Genomic DNA, 18625 nt, shown 5'->3' on the forward strand with positions numbered 1-18625 from the left:
ACCGGTGACGACGACGTACCGCACGGCAGCCGCCCTGCTCACCGCCGCCACCCTGACGGGCCTCCTCGCGGCGCCCGCCGCGGCGGCGGCCCGACCGGAGACGCCCCGACCTGAGTCCTGGGCGCTCGACGGCAGCGGCGAGTGCACCTTCCCCATGAAGAAGCAGATCGAGGGCACCCCCTGGCCGCTCCAGCGGGTCCTCCTCGACGAGCTCTGGCAGCACACCAAGGGCGAGGGCGTCAGGGTCGCCGTCATCGACACCGGGGTCGACGACGTCAACCCGCAGCTGCGTGAGGCCGTCGACGCCAAGGCGGGCAAGGACTTCCTCAAGCCCGACAAGAACAACCCCGGCTTCGGGGACGAGAAGCGCGGCAAGACCGACGGCACCGTCGACGAGGTCGGCCACGGCACCAAGGTCGCCGGCATCATCGCGGCCCGCCCCGTCAACGGCACCGGCTTCGTCGGCCTCGCTCCCGAGGCGAAGATCATCCCGATCCGCCAGAACGACGAGAAGAACAGCGGCAAGGCCGACACGATGGCCAAGGCGATCGACTGGGCCGTCGCCAAGGGCGCGCACGTCATCAACATCTCGCAGGACACCACCCAGACCCTCGAAGCCGACTCGCCGATGGCCGTCTCGATCGCCAAGGCGATCCAGAAGAAGATCGTGGTCGTCGCCTCCGCCGGGAACGACGGCATGGACGGGAAGCTCAAGAACACCTACCCGGCGGCCTTCCCCGGGGTCCTCGCCGTCGCCTCCTCCGACCGGAACAACGAACGGGCCGCCTTCTCCCAGCCCGGCACCTTCGTGGGCGTGGCGGCCCCCGGTGTCGACATGGTCTCCACCGTCCCCGGCGGCGGCCAGTGCGTCGACAACGGTACGAGCTTCTCCGCCCCGTACGTCGCCGGCGTCGCCGCCCTGCTCCGGGCCAAGTACCCCGACTGGTCCGCCGCCCAGATCGTCACGCGGATCGAGCAGACCGCCGTCCGCTCCATCAACGACCGGGACGACTACGTCGGTTGGGGAGTGGTCGACCCGGTCAGGGCACTCGCCGACGCGCCGCCGGGCACACCGCCCGCCACGCCCACGCCCGACCCGGTCCCACCCAAACCGCCGGCGCCCGAACCGGCCCGTCTGGCGCTGTCGGAGACTCCCCAGGAGCGCTCCGAACGGCTCGCCACCTATGCGTTGGGGATCGGCGGTGTGCTGGTGGCAGTGGTCGCCGGAACAGCCGTCGTGATCCGCGACAGCCGCCGCAGGAGAGGGGTTCGGTGAACAGCGTCACGGCCAAGTATCCGGTGCCTCCTTTGCAGTTGGAACTGCCGCCGCCAATGGCTAAAGTGACCGTCGGGGGCACGGTAGTGCGAACCCAGCACGGGGGCGGCATCAGAAGATTCCCGTCCGCATCACGACCGGATGGCCCGACGGCCCGGCCGTCGACGCCACCGAAGGAAGAAGGGGCAAGATGTCGAAAGACCTGAACGTAACCAGTGCCGAACAGGTTCGGCTCGCAGGCCGGATCCAGGACTTCTCCGACGAGCTCCAGTCCCGCATCACCAACCTCAATGGCGTGGTCGACCGCGTCCAGGCGGGCTGGCAGGGCGCTGCGAGCAAGGAGTACGACCGGGTCCAGAACGACCTGAACCAGCGTCTGCGCAGCATGCGGCAGGAGCTCTCCAAGCTCGAAGAGATGATGCGCATGAGCGCCGACGGGTTCTCGCGCGAGGAGGAGGACCGTCTGCGGTCCTTCCGCACGATGGACGCCAGCGGTGGCGCCGGCGGCGGCGGCAACCAGAGCGCCATCCTCGGCGTCTGAGCCCTCCGGCTCGACCAGTCCTCCGCGCCACTCTCACTCCAGGAGTCAACACCATGACCACTGCGGTCAATTACGACACCGTGACGCAGGCGGCGGCCGACACCCGCCTGACCTCCACCACCCTCACCCAGAAGCTGGACGACCTCATGGCCGAGGTCAACCGCGTCGCCAACAACTGGGAGGGTGAGGCCAAGATCGCGTACCGCGAGACCCAGGACCGCCTGACCCGCGACATGGCCGGCATGAACCAGGACCTGGCGCGCATCGCCCAGCTCCTCGACGAGTCGGTCGCCGGCTACCAGGACACCGACAAGGGCAACGCCGCCCGGTTCCGTATGTGACATCCGGCGTAAGCACGTGAGGGGGTGGCCCGTTCCGACGGGCCACCCCCTCACGCGTACCGCCTGCTACCGCAGGTCGAACTCGCCGTCCCGCGCGCCGAGGACGAACGCGTCCCACTCGGCCTTCGTGTAGCGCAGCACCGTCTCCTTGTCGAGCGACGAACGCATCGCCACCGCCCCCTCGGGCAGCCGCGCGATCTCCACCCGCTCCTCGTCGGGGCTGGTCCCCGGAGCGCCCTCCCACTCGACGCCGGAGATGTCGAGCGCGTACAGCTCGTCCTTCTCCCGCTGCCTCTCGGCGGCGAGGGCACTGTCACGGGTGCCGTCGACCGCACTGCCCGCGGCGCTCGCCGGGGATCCGTCGGTGGTGGTGGCGTGTGCGTCGGTCATCGGCGCTTTCCCTTCGCGGTGGTACGGCGGTCCCTTCCACACTAGTGGGACCGCCGCACCCGAACGGCGGGAAACCGCTCAGTGCTGCTCCGGCAGCCAGCCCAGCTGCACCAGCGGCGTCCCCCGCTTGCGGGAGACGAACGTGCCCCGGCCCGGAGGCATCGGACGCGCCCGGACGCTGCCGAGGATGTCGCCCTCCTGCGGATCGCCGGAGAGGATCACGCCCTGCGCGCCCAACTCCCGTACGCGCTGCATGAACGGCTCGTACATCGCCCGCGAGGCACCCGCCTGGCTGCGCGCCACGATGAACCGGATGCCGACGTCCCGCGCGAACGGCAGGTTCTCGACGAGAACCGCCAGCGGATTGCCCGAGTTGGTGGCCACCAGCTCGAAGTCGTCGATCAGCACGAACAGTTGCGGACCCGTCCACCAGCTCCGGTCCCGCAGCTGCTGCGGCGTGATGTCCGGCTTCGGCGCCCGCTTCGTCATCACCGTGTTGATGGCGTCCATGTGCATCTGCATGGCCGAGGCCATCGGCGCGTACTCCAGGAGGTGCGAGGGCGCGACCGCCTCCAGCATCGTCCGCCGGTAGTCACCCACCACGATCCGCGCCTGCTCCGGCGTGTACCGCTCGCACAGCTGCTTGGCGATCAGCCGCAGCAGCGCCGTCTTGCCGGACTCGCTCTCACCGAAGATCAGGAAGAACGGATCCGACTCGAAGTCGACGAACACCGGCTCCAGGTTCGTCTCGTCGATGCCGATCGCGATGCCGTGCTGCGGGTACTCGAAGCCCTTCGGCAGCTGCTCCGCCGGCAGCCTGCGCGGCAGGAGCCGCACCGCCGGGGCCGGAGCCCCGGTCCAGCTCGCCCGTACGGCCTGGACGAACGCCGACGTGCCCTCCGACAGGTCGGCGGACGAGCTCGATCCGTCGATCCGCGGCAGCGCGCCCATGAAGTGCAGCTTCTCCGCCACCTGGCCGCGCCCCGGCACCCCGGTCGGCACGTTCGCCGCGACCTTGCGGTCGAACTCGGAGTCCATGACGTCCCCGAGCCGCAGTTCGAGCCGGCCCAGCATCTGGTCCTTGAGGGCCGCACGTACCTCCATGTACCGGGCGGCGGTGATCACGACGTGGATGCCGTAACCGAGACCGCGCGCCGCGATGTCGGAGACGAACGGCTCCAGCGTGTCGTAGTCGTTGCGGAAGGTGCCCCAGCCGTCCACGACCAGGAAGACGTCACCCCAGGCCTCGCCCGGGAGTTCGCCGGCGGCCCGCTTGCGCCGGTAGGTGGCGATCGAGTCGATGGAGTGCGAACGGAAGAACTCCTCCCGCCGGTTGAGGACCCCCAGCACCTCCGCGACGGTCCGCCGCACCCGCTCGGGGTCGAGACGCGACGCCACCCCGCCGACATGCGGCAGATCGGCGAGCGACACCAGGCCGCCACCACCGAAGTCCAGGCAGTAGAACTGCACTTCGGCAGGCGTGTGGGTCAGCGCGAACGACGAGACCAGCGTCCGCATCAGCGTCGACTTGCCGGACTGCGGACCTCCGACCACCATCATGTGACCGGCCGCACCGGAGAAGTCCCGGTACAGCACCTCACGCCGCTGCTCGAACGGCTTGTCGATGAGGCCGAGCGGCACCGTGAGTCCGCCCTGCCGGGTGTACTCCGTCGCCGTGAGACCGCGGTCCGCCGTCTGCGCGAGCCCCGGCAGCAACTGGTCCAGCGAAGGTGCCTGGTCGAGCGGCGGCAGCCACACCTGGTGCGCCGGCACGCCCTGACCCTCCAGACGGCGCACGATCACGTCGAGGACCGTGTCCGCGAGCGCCTCGTCCTCCTCGGAGCGCCGCTCGGTGAGATACGCGGGGTCGGGCGCCGCGTACACCACGGGCACCGGAGACGCCGTGAACAGCGCGGGGCGCCGCTCGACCGGCAGATGCCCGATCTCCAGGCGCGGCCCGCCCGGCCGGTGCGTCCCCGAGACGTACGCCGCCTTGAAGCGGGTCATCTCGTCCGTGCCGAACTTCAGATAGCCCGAACCGGGCACCGAGGGCAGGTGGTAGGCGTCCGGCACGCCGATCGCCGTCCGCGACTCCGCCGCCGAGAAGGTCCGCAGACCGATCCGGTACGAGAGGTACGTGTCGAGGCCGCGCAGCTTGCCCTCCTCCAGGCGCTGCGAGGCGAGGAGCAGATGCACACCCAGCGAGCGGCCGATGCGGCCGATCTGGATGAACATGTCGATGAAGTCGGGCTTGGCGGTGAGGAGTTCGGAGAACTCGTCGATCACCAGGACGAGCGAGGCGAGCGGCTCCAGCGGAGCGCCGGCGGCCCGCGCCTTCTCGTAGTCGTGGATGTTGGCGTAGTTGCCCGCGGAACGCAGCAGCTCCTGGCGCCGCTGCAGCTCGCCGCGGATCGCGTCGCCCATGCGGTCGACGAGCGTCAGGTCGTCCGACAGGTTGGTGATGACGGCGGCGACGTGCGGCATCTGCGACATGCCCGCGAAGGTCGCACCGCCCTTGAAGTCCGCGAGGACGAAGTTGAGCGTCTCCGAGGAGTGCGTCACCGCGAGACCGAGCACGAGCGTCCGCAGCAGCTCCGACTTGCCGGAACCCGTCGCACCCACGCACAGACCGTGCGGGCCCATGCCCTCCTGCGCGGCCTCCTTCAGGTCCAGCATGACCGGCTGGCCGTCCTCGCCGACACCGATCGGCACGCGGAGCCGCTCGGAGACCGTGCGCGGCCGCCACGTCCGCGCCACGTCCACCGACTCCGCGTCCCCGAGGTTCAGCAGATCGGTGAAGTCCAGATTGGCGAGCAGCGGCTCGTCGTCGTCCCCGCCACCCATCCGCAGCGGCGCGAGCTGCCGGGCAAGCGCCTCGGCGGCCGGCAGCGAGATGCCGTCCGGCAGCCCCTCGTAGGCGAAGCCGCCACCGAACTCCAGGCTCAGCCGCCCCGGCCGTACGACCACCGAAAGGCCACCGCGCGGCTCGTCGAGCTCGCCCGAGACGACCTCCACGATCGTCACGCCCTGGAGGCCCTCGGCCGCCGCGAGCAGCGAGTCCGGCGGGACCATGCCACCGTCGAGGACCACGACCACGTGCGGCTGGTCGAGCACCGGCTGGCTGTCCCGGGAGAACCGCGTCCGCCCCTCGAGCTTCGAACGGATCAGGTTCTCCAGCTCGCCGAGGTCGTCACCGAACAGCCGCTTCGTACCGGCCCCGTCGACCTGCCCGGGCACCTGCGTGTGCGGCAGCCACTTCGTCCAGTCCCACCGCTCCTGCGAGGCCCGCGCGGCGACCACCGCGACCATCAGGTCGTCGGGGGAGTGCAGCGTCACCAACTGCGCGACGAGCGCACGCGCCACGGCCTGCGCCGACTCGGGCTCACCCGACACGGTCACGTGGTAGAACGCCCGCATCGAGACCGCCATCGGCAGCCCGTCCAAGGTGCCGTGCACAGCGAGGAACTGCTGCATCGCACCCGCGCACAGCGGCTCCAGCTCGTCCACCGGAGCCGTGTCCGGCGCCACGAGCGCCGTCGCCAACTGCTGCGCCCCGAGCCCGATCCGCGCCTGCCCGAAGTCGTGGTCGCCGACCCGGCGCTCCCACACCCGCGAGCCCTCGGCCACGACCGACCACAGCTGCTCGGGGGAGGGGTGCAGATACAGCTGCGCGTCCCGCTGCTTGCGCGCGGTGCGCCGGACCGTACGCCGCGTCTGCGCGAGGTATTTGAGGTAGTCGCGGCGTACATCGGCCATTTGCCCCTGCGTACCGCGACGGAATCTGACGAACTGGGCGACGGCCATCGCGACCGTCGACGCCAGCATCAGCACGCCCATGATCCGCATGATCGGCGACGGCGTCATGAAGAAGAAGACCACCGAGGAACCCATGCCGAGCATCGGCAGGAGCTGCATCAACGCCGACTCCTGCTGCCCCCGCGGAAGTTCCGGCGGAGACTCCAGGACCAGTTCCTCACCGGGCACTTCCGGCGGAAGCGCCCTCGGTGGGCGTTTGACGACGATCTGGCTCACCGGCGCATCAATCCCTCGTAGGAGGCGGGCTCGTGGCGGGAGCTTCCGCGCCGGCACCTCGGTCGGCGCCCGGGCGCGCGGACTTCCCCCATGGGACGGCGATCCTACTTGCAGCCCCCACCGGCCGTCCCCGGTAGGGTGGCGCGCGCATCGTGCGCAACCGCGAATCAGGGGGTCCACACACGTGAGTACGACCGCAGCGACCGGCTTCTGCCGCGTCACCGTCGTGGCGCCGGACAGCCGCATCGACGTCGCGCTCCCGGAGGACATCGCCGTCGCCGACGTCTATCCGGAGATCCTGCGGCTCACCGGGCAGACGCAAACGGCGGGCACCCCCACCGGCTACCACCTGGTCCGCCGCGACGGTTCCGTCCTCGACGGCGCCCGCACCCTCGCCGGCCAGCAGGTCCTCGACGGCGAGGTGCTCTCCCTGCGCCCCTTCGCCCAGTCCCTGCCGCCCGCCGTCTACGACGACGTCTCCGACGCCGTCGCCTCCGCGGTCACCCGCGACCGGCACCTGTGGGGCGACGAGCTGCTGCGCGGCGCCGGACTCGTCGGCGGCGTCCTGCTCCTCGTACTCATGGGCTTCGTGCTCTGGTTCGCGGACCCGGTCCGCCACGACATGCACAGCCTGCCCGGCATCATCGCGGGCGCCGCGGGCCTGCTCCTCACCGCCTTCGCGGGGGTCCGCGCCCGGGTCTACGGAGACAGGGCGACCGCCGTCGCCCTGGGCCTCGGCGCCCTGCCGCTGCTGCTCATCGCCGGCTCCGGCATCGTCGCCCCCGACGCGGGCGAGGGCCCCGGCCGCCTCCAGTTCCTGCTGGGCTGCGTCGCCGTCCTCGTCGCCTCGGTGGCCCTCGTGGCGCTCACCCCGAGCGGAGACGCCCCCTTCGTCGCGGCGACCTTCCTCGCGACCGTCGGCACCCTCGCCACCTTCCTGATGATCCTCACCGAGAGCTCCGCGACGGAGACGGCGGCCGTCTGCGCCCCCGTCGCCATCGGCATGGTCGCCTTCCTGCCCGGTCTCTCCGCCCGCTTCGCCAGGCTCCCCATCGGCTACGCCGCACCGCGCAGCGCCGCCGACGACGAGTTCCTCGGCGACCAGCAGCAGGCAGGCGAGGACGACCGGGCCGTCGACGGCGAGCGCATCGCCCTCCAGGCCCGCCGCGGCCACGAGATGCTCCTCGGCCTGGTCGGCGGCTGCGCCGCCGTCGTCGTCGGCTCCGCCGCCGTCCTCGGCTTCGCCGGAAACCTCTGGGGCCAGCTCCTCGCCCTCGCCTCGGGCCTCGCGATGCTGCTCCGCGCCCGCCTCTTCCGCTACACCTCGCAGGTCGCCTGCGTCCTGGTCGCCGGCATCGCGGCCATCGCGCTGCTCGTCCTGGGCCTCTCCCTGAACCCGCCGGTCGACCTGGTCAAGGACCTCCTGATGTACGGGGACCGCGGCGGCCTCGACATCCGTACGATCTGGCTCACCGCCTCCGTCGCCGCGGGCGCCGCGCTGATCACCGCCATCGGCCTGATCATCCCGAAGAAGGGCCTCTCCCCGTTCTGGGGCCGTCTCCTCGACCTCGCCGAGGGCTTCGTCCTCCTCTCCCTCGTCCCCCTCTGCCTCGCGGTCCTCGACATCTTCATGTCGGTCCGCTCGCTCACGAGCAAGTAGGTCCGCTCCGGCACGAGCAAGCAGGTCCGCTCCGGCGAACTGGTACGCTGTGTGACGGCCGTTTGTGTACGCGCTCCCGGAATGCCCCCGAGATCACTCGGAAGCCTCTGGAAGCTGCGCCCATCGGACCTTCGCCCGCCGAGTCACGGAAGCTTCCCCTGAGACCTAGACCAGGGGCACTCGCGGGCGCACGTATTCAATGAGGAGATCCGCGTGGCTCTCGACGCCGCTGTCAAGAAGCAGATCATGACCGAGTTCGGCCAGAAGGAGGGCGACACCGGCTCCCCCGAGGTCCAGGTCGCCATGCTTTCCCGTCGCATCTCGGACCTGACCGAGCACCTCAAGCAGCACAAGCACGACCACCACTCCCGTCGTGGCCTGCTGATCCTGGTCGGCCAGCGCCGCCGCCTGCTGCAGTACCTGGCCAAGAAGGACATCCAGCGCTTCCGTGCCCTGGTCGACCGCCTCGGCATCCGCCGCGGTGCGGCCGGCGGCGCCAAGTAAGGACGCCGTGAAGGGAGCGGTTCCCACTTTCAGGGGGCCGCTCCCTTTGCTGTACGTGCACAAAGTGCACACAGGCACTTAGTCTGGTCGCACAACCCCATACGACGGACGAGCGAGGAGCCGCCGGCTCGCCGCCGGTCCTCGGTAGTGGCCCCCGGAAGATGCCGGGTGCTTCGATCGAAGACCGGCCCGCACCCAAGGCGCGTCTCTCCGCCCCGTCGACACCGTCCCCGGCCACACGGGCCCCGGACGCAAAGACGAACACGTAGGAGAAACCACTAGTGGAGAACGAGACCCACTACGCCGAGGCCGTCATCGACAACGGCACCTTCGGTACCCGCACCATCCGCTTCGAGACGGGCCGCCTCGCCAAGCAGGCCGCCGGCTCCGCCGTCGCCTACCTGGACGACGACACGATGGTCCTCTCCGCGACCACCGCCTCGAAGAAGCCCAAGGACCAGCTCGACTTCTTCCCCCTGACGGTGGACGTCGAGGAGCGGCAGTACGCGGCCGGCAAGATCCCCGGCTCCTTCTTCCGCCGTGAGGGCCGCCCCTCCGAGGACGCGATCCTCACCTGCCGCCTGATCGACCGGCCGCTGCGCCCCTCCTTCAAGAAGGGCCTGCGCAACGAGATCCAGATCGTCGAGACGATCATGGCGCTCAACCCCGACCACCTGTACGACGTGGTCGCGATCAACGCCGCCTCCGCTTCCACGATCCTGGCGGGCCTGCCCTTCTCCGGCCCCATCGGCGCCACCCGCGTCGCCCTGATCAAGGGCCAGTGGGTCGCGTTCCCGACGCACACCGAGCTCGAGGACGCCGTCTTCGACATGGTCGTCGCCGGTCGCGTCCTCGAGGACGGCGACGTCGCGATCATGATGGTCGAGGCCGAGGCCACCGAGAAGACCATCGATCTCGTCAAGGACGGCGCCGAGGCGCCGACCGAGGAGATCGTCGCCGCCGGTCTCGAGGCCGCGAAGCCCTTCATCAAGGCCCTCTGCAAGGCCCAGTCGGACCTCGCCGCCAAGGCCGCCAAGCCCACCGGCGAGTTCCCGGTCTTCCTGGACTACCAGGACGACGTCCTGGAGGCGCTGACCGCCGCCGTCAAGGGTGAGCTCACCAAGGCGCTCACCATCGCCGGCAAGCAGGACCGCGAGGCCGAGCTCGACCGCATCAAGGAGCTCGCCGCCGAGAAGCTTCTCCCGGCCTTCGAGGGCCGCGAGAAGGAGATCGCCGGTGCCTACCGCGCGCTGACCAAGAAGCTGGTCCGCGAGCGCGTCATCAAGGACAAGGTCCGCATCGACGGCCGTGGCCTCACGGACATCCGTACGCTCGCGGCCGAGGTCGAGGCCATCCCGCGCGTGCACGGCTCGGCGCTGTTCGAGCGTGGCGAGACCCAGATCCTGGGCGTCACCACCCTCAACATGCTCCGCATGGAGCAGCAGCTGGACACCCTCTCCCCGGTGACCCGCAAGCGCTACATGCACAACTACAACTTCCCGCCGTACTCCGTCGGCGAGACCGGCCGCGTGGGCTCGCCCAAGCGCCGCGAGATCGGCCACGGCGCGCTCGCCGAGCGCGCCATCGTGCCGGTGCTGCCGACGCGCGAGGAGTTCCCCTACGCGATCCGCCAGGTGTCCGAGGCCCTCGGCTCCAACGGTTCGACGTCCATGGGCTCGGTCTGCGCCTCGACCATGTCGCTGCTGAACGCCGGTGTGCCGCTGAAGGCCGCCGTCGCCGGTATCGCCATGGGTCTGATCTCCGAGGAGATCGACGGCAAGACGCACTACGTCGCCCTCACGGACATCCTCGGCGCCGAGGACGCGTTCGGCGACATGGACTTCAAGGTCGCCGGTACGAAGACCTTCGTCACCGCGCTCCAGCTCGACACCAAGCTCGACGGCATCCCCGCCTCGGTCCTGGCCGCCGCGCTGAAGCAGGCCCGTGACGCGCGTCTGCACATCCTCGACGTGATGAACGAGGCGATCGACGTTCCGGACGAGATGTCCCCGAACGCGCCGCGCATCATCACCGTCAAGATCCCGGTGGACAAGATCGGTGAGGTCATCGGCCCCAAGGGCAAGATGATCAACCAGATCCAGGAGGACACCGGCGCCGACATCACGATCGAGGACGACGGCACCATCTACATCGGTGCCCAGCAGGGCTCGCAGGCCGAGGCCGCCCGCGCCACGATCAACGCGATCGCCAACCCGACCATGCCGGAGGTCGGCGAGCGCTACCTGGGTACGGTCGTCAAGACCACCACCTTCGGTGCGTTCGTCTCCCTGATGCCCGGCAAGGACGGTCTGCTGCACATCTCGCAGATCCGCAAGCTCGCCGGTGGCAAGCGCGTGGAGAACGTCGAGGACGTGCTCGCGATCGGCTCCAAGGTCCAGGTCGAGATCGCCGAGATCGACCAGCGCGGCAAGCTCTCCCTGATCCCCGTGATCGCGGACGAGGACGGCGCCGACGCGAAGGACGACACCGACCAGTGACGTCCCGTAGTTCCGTGACGACGGCCCGCCCCTCTTCGGAGGGGCGGGCCGTCGCCCGTACCCAAACGCTTCTCCCGGGCAAGGACGGCATCGGCACGGTCCGCCGTACGACCCTCCCCGGCGGCCTCCGGATCGTCACCGAGACCCTGCCCTCCGTGCGCTCCGCCACCTTCGGCATCTGGGCCCACGTCGGCTCGCGGGACGAGACGCCGAGCCTCAACGGCGCCACCCACTACCTGGAGCACCTCCTCTTCAAGGGCACCCACAAGCGGTCCGCCCTCGACATCTCCGCCGCGATCGACGCGGTCGGCGGCGAGATGAACGCCTTCACGGCGAAGGAGTACACCTGCTACTACGCCCGGGTCCTCGACACCGACCTGCCGCTGGCGATCGACGTCGTCTGCGACATGCTCACCGGCGCGCTCGTCCTCGAAGAGGACGTGGACGCCGAGCGGGGAGTCATCCTCGAAGAGATCGCGATGACCGAGGACGACCCCGGCGACGTCGTGCACGACCTGTTCGCGCAGACGATGTTCGGCGACACCCCGCTGGGCCGCCCGGTCCTCGGCACCGTCGACACGGTCAACGCCCTCACCCGCGGCCAGATCGCCCGCTTCTACAAGAAGCACTACGACCCCACCCACCTGGTCGTCGCCGCCGCGGGCAACGTCGACCACGCCACGGTGGTACGCCAGGTCCGCCGCGCCTTCGAGAAGGCCGGCGCACTGACCCGTACCGACGCCGTCCCCGTCGCCCCCCGCGACGGCCACCGCGTCATCCGTACGGCGGGCCGCGTCGAGCACCTGAACCGCAGGACCGAGCAGGCCCACGTGGTCCTCGGCATGCCGGGCCTGGCCCGCACCGACGAGCGCCGCTGGGCCCTCGGCGTGCTGAACACCGCCCTCGGCGGCGGCATGTCCTCCCGCCTCTTCCAGGAGGTCCGCGAGAAGCGCGGCCTGGCCTACAGCGTGTACTCGTACACCTCGGGCTTCGCCGACTGCGGCCTCTTCGGGGTGTACGCCGGCTGCCGGCCCAACCAGGTCCACGACGTGCTGCGGATCTGCCGGGACGAGCTCGACAAGGTCGCGAGCGAGGGGCTCACCGACGAGGAGATCGTCCGCGCCGTCGGCCAGCTCCGCGGCTCGACCGTCCTCGGCCTGGAGGACACCGGTGCCCTCATGAACCGCATCGGCAAGAGCGAGCTCTGCTGGGGCACCCAGATGTCGGTCGACGACATGCTCACCCGGATCGCCGCGGTCACCCCGGACGACGTCCGGGCCGTCGCCCGCGATGTACTGGACCAGCGGCCCTCCCTGTCGGTGATAGGACCGCTGAAGGACAAGCAGGCGGACCGCCTCCACCAAGCGGTCTCCTGACCCCGAGCCCTTAAGGAAAAAAGAGCAATGAGCAAGCTGCGCGTGGCGGTCCTCGGAGCCCAGGGCCGTATCGGCTCCGAGGCGGTCAGGGCCGTCGAGGCCGCCGAGGACATGGAACTGGTCGCGGCCCTCGGCCGTGGCGACAAGCTGGAGACGCTCACCGAGGCGGGCGCCCAGGTCGTCGTCGAGCTGACCACCCCCGGCTCGGTGATGGACAACCTCGACTTCTGCGTGCGCCACGGCATCCACGCGGTCGTCGGCACCACCGGCTGGACCGAGGAGCGCCTCGCGCAGCTGCGGACCTGGCTCGCGGCCTCCCCGGAGACCGGTGTCCTCATCGCGCCGAACTTCTCCATCGGCGCGGTCCTCACCATGAAGTTCGCCCAGATCGCGGCCCCGTACTTCGAGTCGGTCGAGGTCGTCGAGCTGCACCACCCGCACAAGGTGGACGCCCCCTCGGGCACCGCCACCCGGACGGCTCAGCTGATCGCCGCCGCCCGCGCCGAGGCCGGTCTCGGCGCCCAGCCGGACTCCACCGCGACGGGCCTCGAAGGGGCCCGCGGCGCCGACGTCGACGGCGTCCGCGTCCACTCCGTACGCCTGGCGGGCCTCCTCGCCCACCAGGAGGTCCTGCTCGGCGGCGAGGGCGAGACGCTCACCGTCCGCCACGACTCCCTGCACCACTCCAGCTTCATGCCGGGCATCCTCCTGGGCGCCCGCCGCGTGACCACCGCTCCGGGCCTCACCTTCGGCCTGGAGCACTTCCTGGACCTGGGCTGACGGGCATGGGCGGAAAGATCACGTACGTCTTCCTCGCCACCGTCCTCGTCCTCGTCTTCGGCGTGGTGGCGATGGAGGGCGTACTGCTCCTCCTGACGGGCGAGCCGGCGGCCATGGGCATGGGCGCGGTGGCGTTCCTGCTGCCGGCCGTGGGCGGCTGGTTCCTCTGGAAGAACACCCGGTTCGCGCGGCAGGCGGGCCGCCTCGCCACCGTGCTGGAGGCCGAGGGCGGCCTGCCCGTCGACGAGCTGAAGCGCACGGAGGCCGGCCGGATCGACCGGGACTCGGCCGACGAGGTCTTCGCCCGGCGCAAGGCCGAGACGGAGGACTCCCCGGAGGACTGGCGCTGCTGGTTCCGGCTCGCGGTCGCGTACCACGACGCCCGCGACACCCCCAGGGCCCGCAAGGCGATGCTCCGGGCCATCGCCCTCCACGAGGGACGTACGGTCAGCGCGTAGTCGCCGGGACGACGCCGTACTCGGCGTTCCAGGCCTCGACCGTGTCGGCCGCGCGGTCGAAGGCCTCGACCCGGGAGAGGAAGTCGGCATTGTGGTCGGTGAGCAGCAGCAGCTGCTCACCACCCTGCCGGCCGAGCACCAGGGCCTGGCCCTGGACGGTGCGGGGGAGCCCCAGCCAGCGCACCGGCTGCTGCACGGTCCGCACGGAGGTCACCTTCGCCCACGGCACGGTGGACGTCCGCAGGAAACCCACGCGCCGCACCCCGGCCCGGCTCACCCAGGTACCCACGCGGAGCATCCGCAGGGCCGCGAGGATGACGAGCACGGCGAGCGCGAGCGTGACACCGGCGGCGGCGAAGCCCCCGGCGGCGACGATGATCACGGCGGCGAGCAGCACGAACGAGGCGAGCAGCAGCGCGAGCGCCGCGGCTCCGACACGCCACGACCCGGGCCGGTACGGACGACGCCACTGATCGTGGTCGTCGAACGGCAGGGCGACGTGGTCGGTCGTGTCAAAAGCACGGTCGGCCGTCAGGAAGGGCAGGGGCACGACAGGTCCTCACTCACAAGCACGCTCGAAGGGGCGGTGCCCGGTGAGGCTACCTCAGCGGTTGTCGGACGCTTCGGACTGCTGCTGCTGAGTGGCGGCGTCCCCCGACTGGAGGGAGGGCATACCGAAGATCAGCGACCCGGCGAGCCCCGCGACGACGGTCAGCCCGAGCAGCGTACGACCCACGATCTGCGAGGCGCTGAGGCGCTCCCGGGGTGGTGGAGTGACGTTACTGCGGAAGTGGTCGGCCTCCGCGACGAACGCGAACGGTACGGCCTCTCGCCGGCGGAACATCAGGGCCACTCTCCTCGGTAGTCGACGTGCTTCACAGAGAGAGACGACAGAACCGGGAGTTTGGTGCCCTATTTCACCAAAGCGGCCGAATCTCATCCTTCGGTCGGACGTCGTTAGAGTGGGCGCTGCAACAGCCGACTGGAAGGACCGCTGGTGACCGACACCCCCACCGAGAACGTGAAGATCGACTTCCGGAGCGACGTCACCGTTGATCTGGTCAAGAGCGCGGCGACCGACTCCGACGTCCTCTGGGCCGCACGTGTGTCCACGGCGGGGGAGCAGTCCCTCGAAGAGCTCCAGAAGGACCCGGAGCGCTCGAAGGGCCTGATCAACTACCTGATGCGGGACCGCCACGGCAGCCCCTTCGAGCACAACTCGATGACCTTCTTCATCAGCGCCCCGATCTTCGTGTTCCGCGAGTTCATGCGGCACCGCGTGGGTTGGTCGTACAACGAGGAATCGGGCCGCTACAGGGAGCTCCAGCCGGTCTTCTACGTCCCGGACACCTCTCGCAAGCTGGTCCAGGAGGGCCGCCCCGGCAAGTACGTCTTCGTCGAGGGCACCCAGGAACAGCACGACGTGGTGAGCCGCACCATGGAGGAGTCGTACCGGACGGCCTACGCCACCTACCAGGAGATGCTGGCCGCCGGCGTCGCCCGCGAGGTCGCCCGCTCGGTTCTCCCCGTCGGCCTCTTCTCCTCGATGTACGCGACGTGCAACGCGCGCTCGCTCATGCACTTCCTGGGCCTGCGCACCCAGCACGAGCTGGCCGCGGTCCCGTCCTTCCCGCAGCGGGAGATCGAGATGGTCGGCGAGAAGATGGAGGAGCACTGGGCCCGGCTGATGCCGCTGACCCACGCCGCCTTCAACAAGAACGGCCGTGTGGCCCCGTAGAGCACACATGTCCGAGCCACTCGTGCGAAGTGTCCGTATTGCGGCGTTTCGAGAAGTTCATCTAGGCTGATCAAACGGACCCGGCACTGCCTGAACCCCCGAGCAGGCAGTGCCGGGCTCCTCTTCTTCCTGTCCCCCTCAGGGACACCCGGCGCTGAGCAGCGAGTAGCGTGTTACCCATGGCTCCGATCTCCACTCCGCAGACCCCCTTCGGGCGGGTCCTCACCGCCATGGTCACGCCCTTCACGGCGGACGGCGCACTCGACCTCGATGGTGCCCAGCGACTGGCCACCCATCTGGTGGACGCAGGCAACGACGGTCTTGTCATCAACGGCACCACCGGCGAGTCCCCCACCACCAGCGACGCGGAGAAATCGGAGCTGGTGCGAGCTGTGCTGGAGGCGGTCGGAGACCGCGCCCACATCGTGGCCGGCGTCGGCACCAACGACACCCACCACTCCCTCGAGCTCGCCCGCACCGCTGAGCGCGACGGCGCCCACGGCCTGCTCGCCGTGACGCCGTACTACAACAAGCCCTCGCAGGAGGGCCTCTACCGGCACTTCTCGGCCATCGCCGACGCCACCGAGCTCCCGGTCCTGCTCTACGACATCCCCGGCCGCAGCGGCGTCCCGATCGACACCGAGACGATCGTCCGCCTTGCCGAGCACCCCCGGATCGTCGCCAACAAGGACGCCAAGGGCGACCTCGGCCGCGCCAGCTGGGCCATCGCCCGCTCCGGTCTCGCCTGGTACTCCGGCGACGACATGCTCAACCTGCCGCTGCTCTCCGTGGGCGCCTGCGGCTTCGTCTCGGTCGTCGGCCACATCGTCACCCCGGAGCTCCGCGCCCTCCTCGAAGCCCACCTGGCCGGCGAGCCCCAGAAGGCCACCGAGATCCACCAGCGCCTCCTGCCGATCTACACCGGCATGTTCCGCACCCAGGGCGTCATGACCACCAAGGCCGCCCTCGCCCTCCAGGGCCTCCCGGCCGGCCCGCTGCGCCTCCCGCTCGTGGAGCTCTCCGCCCAGGAGACCGAGCAGCTCAAGGTCGACCTGGCCGCCGGCGGGGTAGAACTCTGACAACGGACTTCACAACTGAACACTGACAACAGCAAGTGCACGAATGTCATGCGCGCCACGTGCCCGAACGGCACGTGGCGCGCGTGGTGAGGAGAGTCTTTTGAGTCATCCGCATCCTGAACTCGGCGCCCCGCCGAAGCTCGCCAAGGGCGCCCTGCGCGTCACCCCGCTCGGCGGGCTCGGCGAGATCGGCCGGAACATGACGGTCTTCGAGTTCGACGGCCGTCTGCTCATCGTCGACTGCGGCGTCCTCTTCCCCGAAGAGGAGCAGCCGGGTGTCGACCTGATCCTGCCCGACTTCACCATCATCCGGGACCGTCTCGACGACATCGAAGGCATCGTGCTCACGCACGGCCACGAGGACCACATCGGTGCCGTCCCCTACCTGCTCCGGCTCAAGCCGGACATCCCGCTGATCGGCTCCAAGCTGACCCTCGCGCTGATCGAGGCCAAGCTCCAGGAGCACCGCATCCGCCCCTACACCCTCGAGGTGAAGGAAGGCGACCGGGAGATCCTGGGATCGTTCGACTGCGAGTTCATCGCGGTCAACCACTCCATCCCGGACGCCCTCGCGGTGGCCATCCGCACCCCCGCGGGCATGGCCGTCGCCACCGGCGACTTCAAGATGGACCAGCTCCCGCTGGACGGCCGCCTCACCGACCTCCACGCGTTCGCGCGGCTGAGCGAGGAAGGCATCGACCTCCTTCTCTCGGACTCCACGAACGCCGAGGTCCCGGGCTTCGTCCCGCCGGAGAAGGACATCTCCAACGTCCTGCGCACGGTCTTCGCGAACGCCCAGAAGCGCATCATCGTGGCCAGCTTCGCCAGCCACGTGCACCGCATCCAGCAGATCCTCGACGCCGCCCACGAGTACGGCCGCAGGGTCGCCTTCGTCGGCCGCTCGATGGTCCGCAACATGGGCATCGCCCGTGACCTGGGCTACCTCCGCGTCCCGGCCGGCCTCGTCGTCGACGTGAAGACCCTCGACGACCTGCCGGACGACGAGGTCGTGCTGGTCTGCACGGGCTCCCAGGGCGAGCCCATGGCGGCCCTGTCCCGCATGGCCAACCGCGACCACCAGATCCGGATCGTCCCCGGCGACACGGTCATCCTGGCCTCGTCCCTCATCCCGGGCAACGAGAACGCGGTCTACCGCGTGATCAACGGCCTGACCCGCTGGGGCGCGAACGTGGTCCACAAGGGCAACGCCAAGGTCCACGTCTCGGGCCACGCCTCGGCCGGCGAGCTGCTGTACTTCTACAACATCTGCCGCCCGAAGAACCTCATGCCGGTCCACGGCGAATGGCGCCACCTGCGCGCCAACGCCGAGCTCGGCGCGATGACGGGTATCCCCAAGGACCACATCGTCATCGCCGAGGACGGCGTCGTCGTCGACCTGATCGACGGCAAGGCCAAGATCGTCGGCAAGGTCCAGGCCGGTTACGTGTACGTCGACGGCCTCTCGGTCGGCGACGTCACCGAGTCCCACCTCAAGGACCGCCGGATCCTCGGCGACGAGGGCATCATCTCGGTCTTCGTGGTCGTGGACTCCTCGACCGGCAAGATCGTGAGCGGCCCGAACATCCACGCCCGCGGCTCCGGCATCGAGGACTCGGCCTTCGACGCCGTGATCCCCAAGGTCGACCAGGCCCTGAACCGGTCGGCCCAGGACGGCGTCGTGGAGCCCCACCAGCTCCAGCAGCTGATCCGCCGCACGGTCGGCAAGTGGGTCTCCGACACCTACCGCCGGCGCCCGATGATCCTCCCGGTCGTCGTCGAGGTCTGACTCTGACCTGCGCCACACCGGAGCGGGGCCCCTCGATTTGCATCGGGGCGCCCCGCTCCAGTACGTTTACGGCTCCGCCAGACCGGGAAGCCCCGGCGCCGTCGTGCGCCAGAACGGGTGAACGGGAGGCGGAAATACCGACTCAGAACTTCTGATAAAGTCGGAA

Annotated in this window: 16 protein-coding genes; 12 read left to right on the plus strand and 4 right to left on the minus strand. The window is 70.0% G+C overall.

What is annotated here, in order from left to right; translation table 11 throughout:
* The first annotated feature begins 4 nt into the window (after positions 1-4).
* The 3 genes from mycP (at position 5) to SGA01_RS31725 (ending at position 2158) form a co-directional block, all read left to right on the plus strand.
* The gene (mycP, locus tag SGA01_RS31715) at positions 5-1276 is read left to right on the plus strand and encodes a type VII secretion-associated serine protease mycosin (RefSeq protein WP_174867573.1); all 1272 of its coding nucleotides are present in this window, start codon (positions 5-7) and stop codon (positions 1274-1276) included.
* Between the two features lie 190 nt (positions 1277-1466).
* A complete protein-coding gene (locus tag SGA01_RS31720) occupies positions 1467-1817 on the plus strand; it encodes a WXG100 family type VII secretion target (RefSeq protein WP_055641042.1) in 351 nt (116 codons plus the stop codon).
* A gap of 53 nt (positions 1818-1870) precedes the next feature.
* Positions 1871-2158, plus strand: coding sequence for a WXG100 family type VII secretion target (locus tag SGA01_RS31725; RefSeq protein WP_055641041.1), 288 nt, complete (start codon positions 1871-1873; stop codon positions 2156-2158).
* 66 nt (positions 2159-2224) lie between these two features.
* Here SGA01_RS31725 and SGA01_RS42715 read toward each other — a convergent pair whose 3' ends face one another.
* Positions 2225-2431, minus strand: coding sequence for a DUF397 domain-containing protein (locus tag SGA01_RS42715; RefSeq protein WP_055645996.1), 207 nt, complete (start codon positions 2429-2431; stop codon positions 2225-2227).
* Between the two features lie 195 nt (positions 2432-2626).
* Positions 2627-6580, minus strand: a complete 3954-nt coding sequence (gene eccCa, locus SGA01_RS31735) for a type VII secretion protein EccCa (RefSeq protein WP_141300845.1) — start codon at positions 6578-6580, stop codon at positions 2627-2629.
* A gap of 184 nt (positions 6581-6764) precedes the next feature.
* Here eccCa and eccD point away from each other — a divergent pair, with 184 nt between their 5' ends.
* The 6 genes from eccD to SGA01_RS31765 all read left to right on the plus strand — a co-directional run bounded on the left by eccD (position 6765) and on the right by SGA01_RS31765 (position 13856).
* On the plus strand, positions 6765-8240 hold the full coding sequence (gene eccD / locus SGA01_RS31740) for a type VII secretion integral membrane protein EccD (RefSeq protein ID WP_055641039.1): 1476 nt from the start codon (positions 6765-6767) through the stop codon (positions 8238-8240).
* Between the two features lie 213 nt (positions 8241-8453).
* Positions 8454-8744, plus strand: a complete 291-nt coding sequence (gene rpsO, locus SGA01_RS31745; RefSeq protein ID WP_024758243.1) for a 30S ribosomal protein S15 — start codon at positions 8454-8456, stop codon at positions 8742-8744.
* 281 nt (positions 8745-9025) lie between these two features.
* Positions 9026-11242 (plus strand): polyribonucleotide nucleotidyltransferase, encoded by a 2217-nt coding sequence (locus SGA01_RS31750; RefSeq protein ID WP_141300847.1) that lies wholly within the window; start codon positions 9026-9028, stop codon positions 11240-11242.
* On the plus strand, positions 11239-12618 hold the full coding sequence (locus SGA01_RS31755) for a M16 family metallopeptidase (protein ID WP_055641037.1): 1380 nt from the start codon (positions 11239-11241) through the stop codon (positions 12616-12618). The genes SGA01_RS31750 and SGA01_RS31755 overlap by 4 nt, the downstream gene beginning before the upstream one ends.
* A 27-nt stretch (positions 12619-12645) precedes the next feature.
* Positions 12646-13398 (plus strand): 4-hydroxy-tetrahydrodipicolinate reductase, encoded by a 753-nt coding sequence (gene dapB / locus SGA01_RS31760; protein ID WP_055641036.1) that lies wholly within the window; start codon positions 12646-12648, stop codon positions 13396-13398.
* A 5-nt stretch (positions 13399-13403) separates the two neighbouring features.
* The gene (locus tag SGA01_RS31765) at positions 13404-13856 is read left to right on the plus strand and encodes a hypothetical protein (protein WP_141300849.1); all 453 of its coding nucleotides are present in this window, start codon (positions 13404-13406) and stop codon (positions 13854-13856) included.
* Here the strand turns inward: SGA01_RS31765 and SGA01_RS31770 are convergent.
* Positions 13846-14406, minus strand: a complete 561-nt coding sequence (locus tag SGA01_RS31770; protein WP_141300851.1) for an SCO5741 family PH domain-containing membrane protein — start codon at positions 14404-14406, stop codon at positions 13846-13848. The genes SGA01_RS31765 and SGA01_RS31770 overlap by 11 nt on opposite strands.
* Positions 14407-14460: 54 nt before the next feature.
* Complete coding sequence (locus SGA01_RS31775) at positions 14461-14700, minus strand: hypothetical protein (protein ID WP_055641033.1); 240 nt, start codon at positions 14698-14700, stop codon at positions 14461-14463.
* Positions 14701-14853: 153 nt separating this feature from the next.
* Between SGA01_RS31775 and thyX the strand changes: the two genes are divergently transcribed.
* The 3 genes from thyX to SGA01_RS31790 all read left to right on the plus strand — a co-directional run bounded on the left by thyX (position 14854) and on the right by SGA01_RS31790 (position 18459).
* Entirely contained in the window at positions 14854-15594 is a 741-nt protein-coding gene (thyX, locus tag SGA01_RS31780) for an FAD-dependent thymidylate synthase (protein WP_055641032.1), read from the plus strand.
* 179 nt (positions 15595-15773) lie between these two features.
* Complete coding sequence (gene dapA / locus SGA01_RS31785; RefSeq protein WP_141300852.1) at positions 15774-16673, plus strand: 4-hydroxy-tetrahydrodipicolinate synthase; 900 nt, start codon at positions 15774-15776, stop codon at positions 16671-16673.
* 100 nt (positions 16674-16773) lie between these two features.
* On the plus strand, positions 16774-18459 hold the full coding sequence (locus SGA01_RS31790; RefSeq protein ID WP_141300854.1) for a ribonuclease J: 1686 nt from the start codon (positions 16774-16776) through the stop codon (positions 18457-18459).
* Positions 18460-18625: the final 166 nt, after the last annotated feature.

This window comes from Streptomyces gardneri, from assembly GCF_006539185.1.
Classification (GTDB): Bacteria; Actinomycetota; Actinomycetes; order Streptomycetales; family Streptomycetaceae; genus Streptomyces; species Streptomyces gardneri.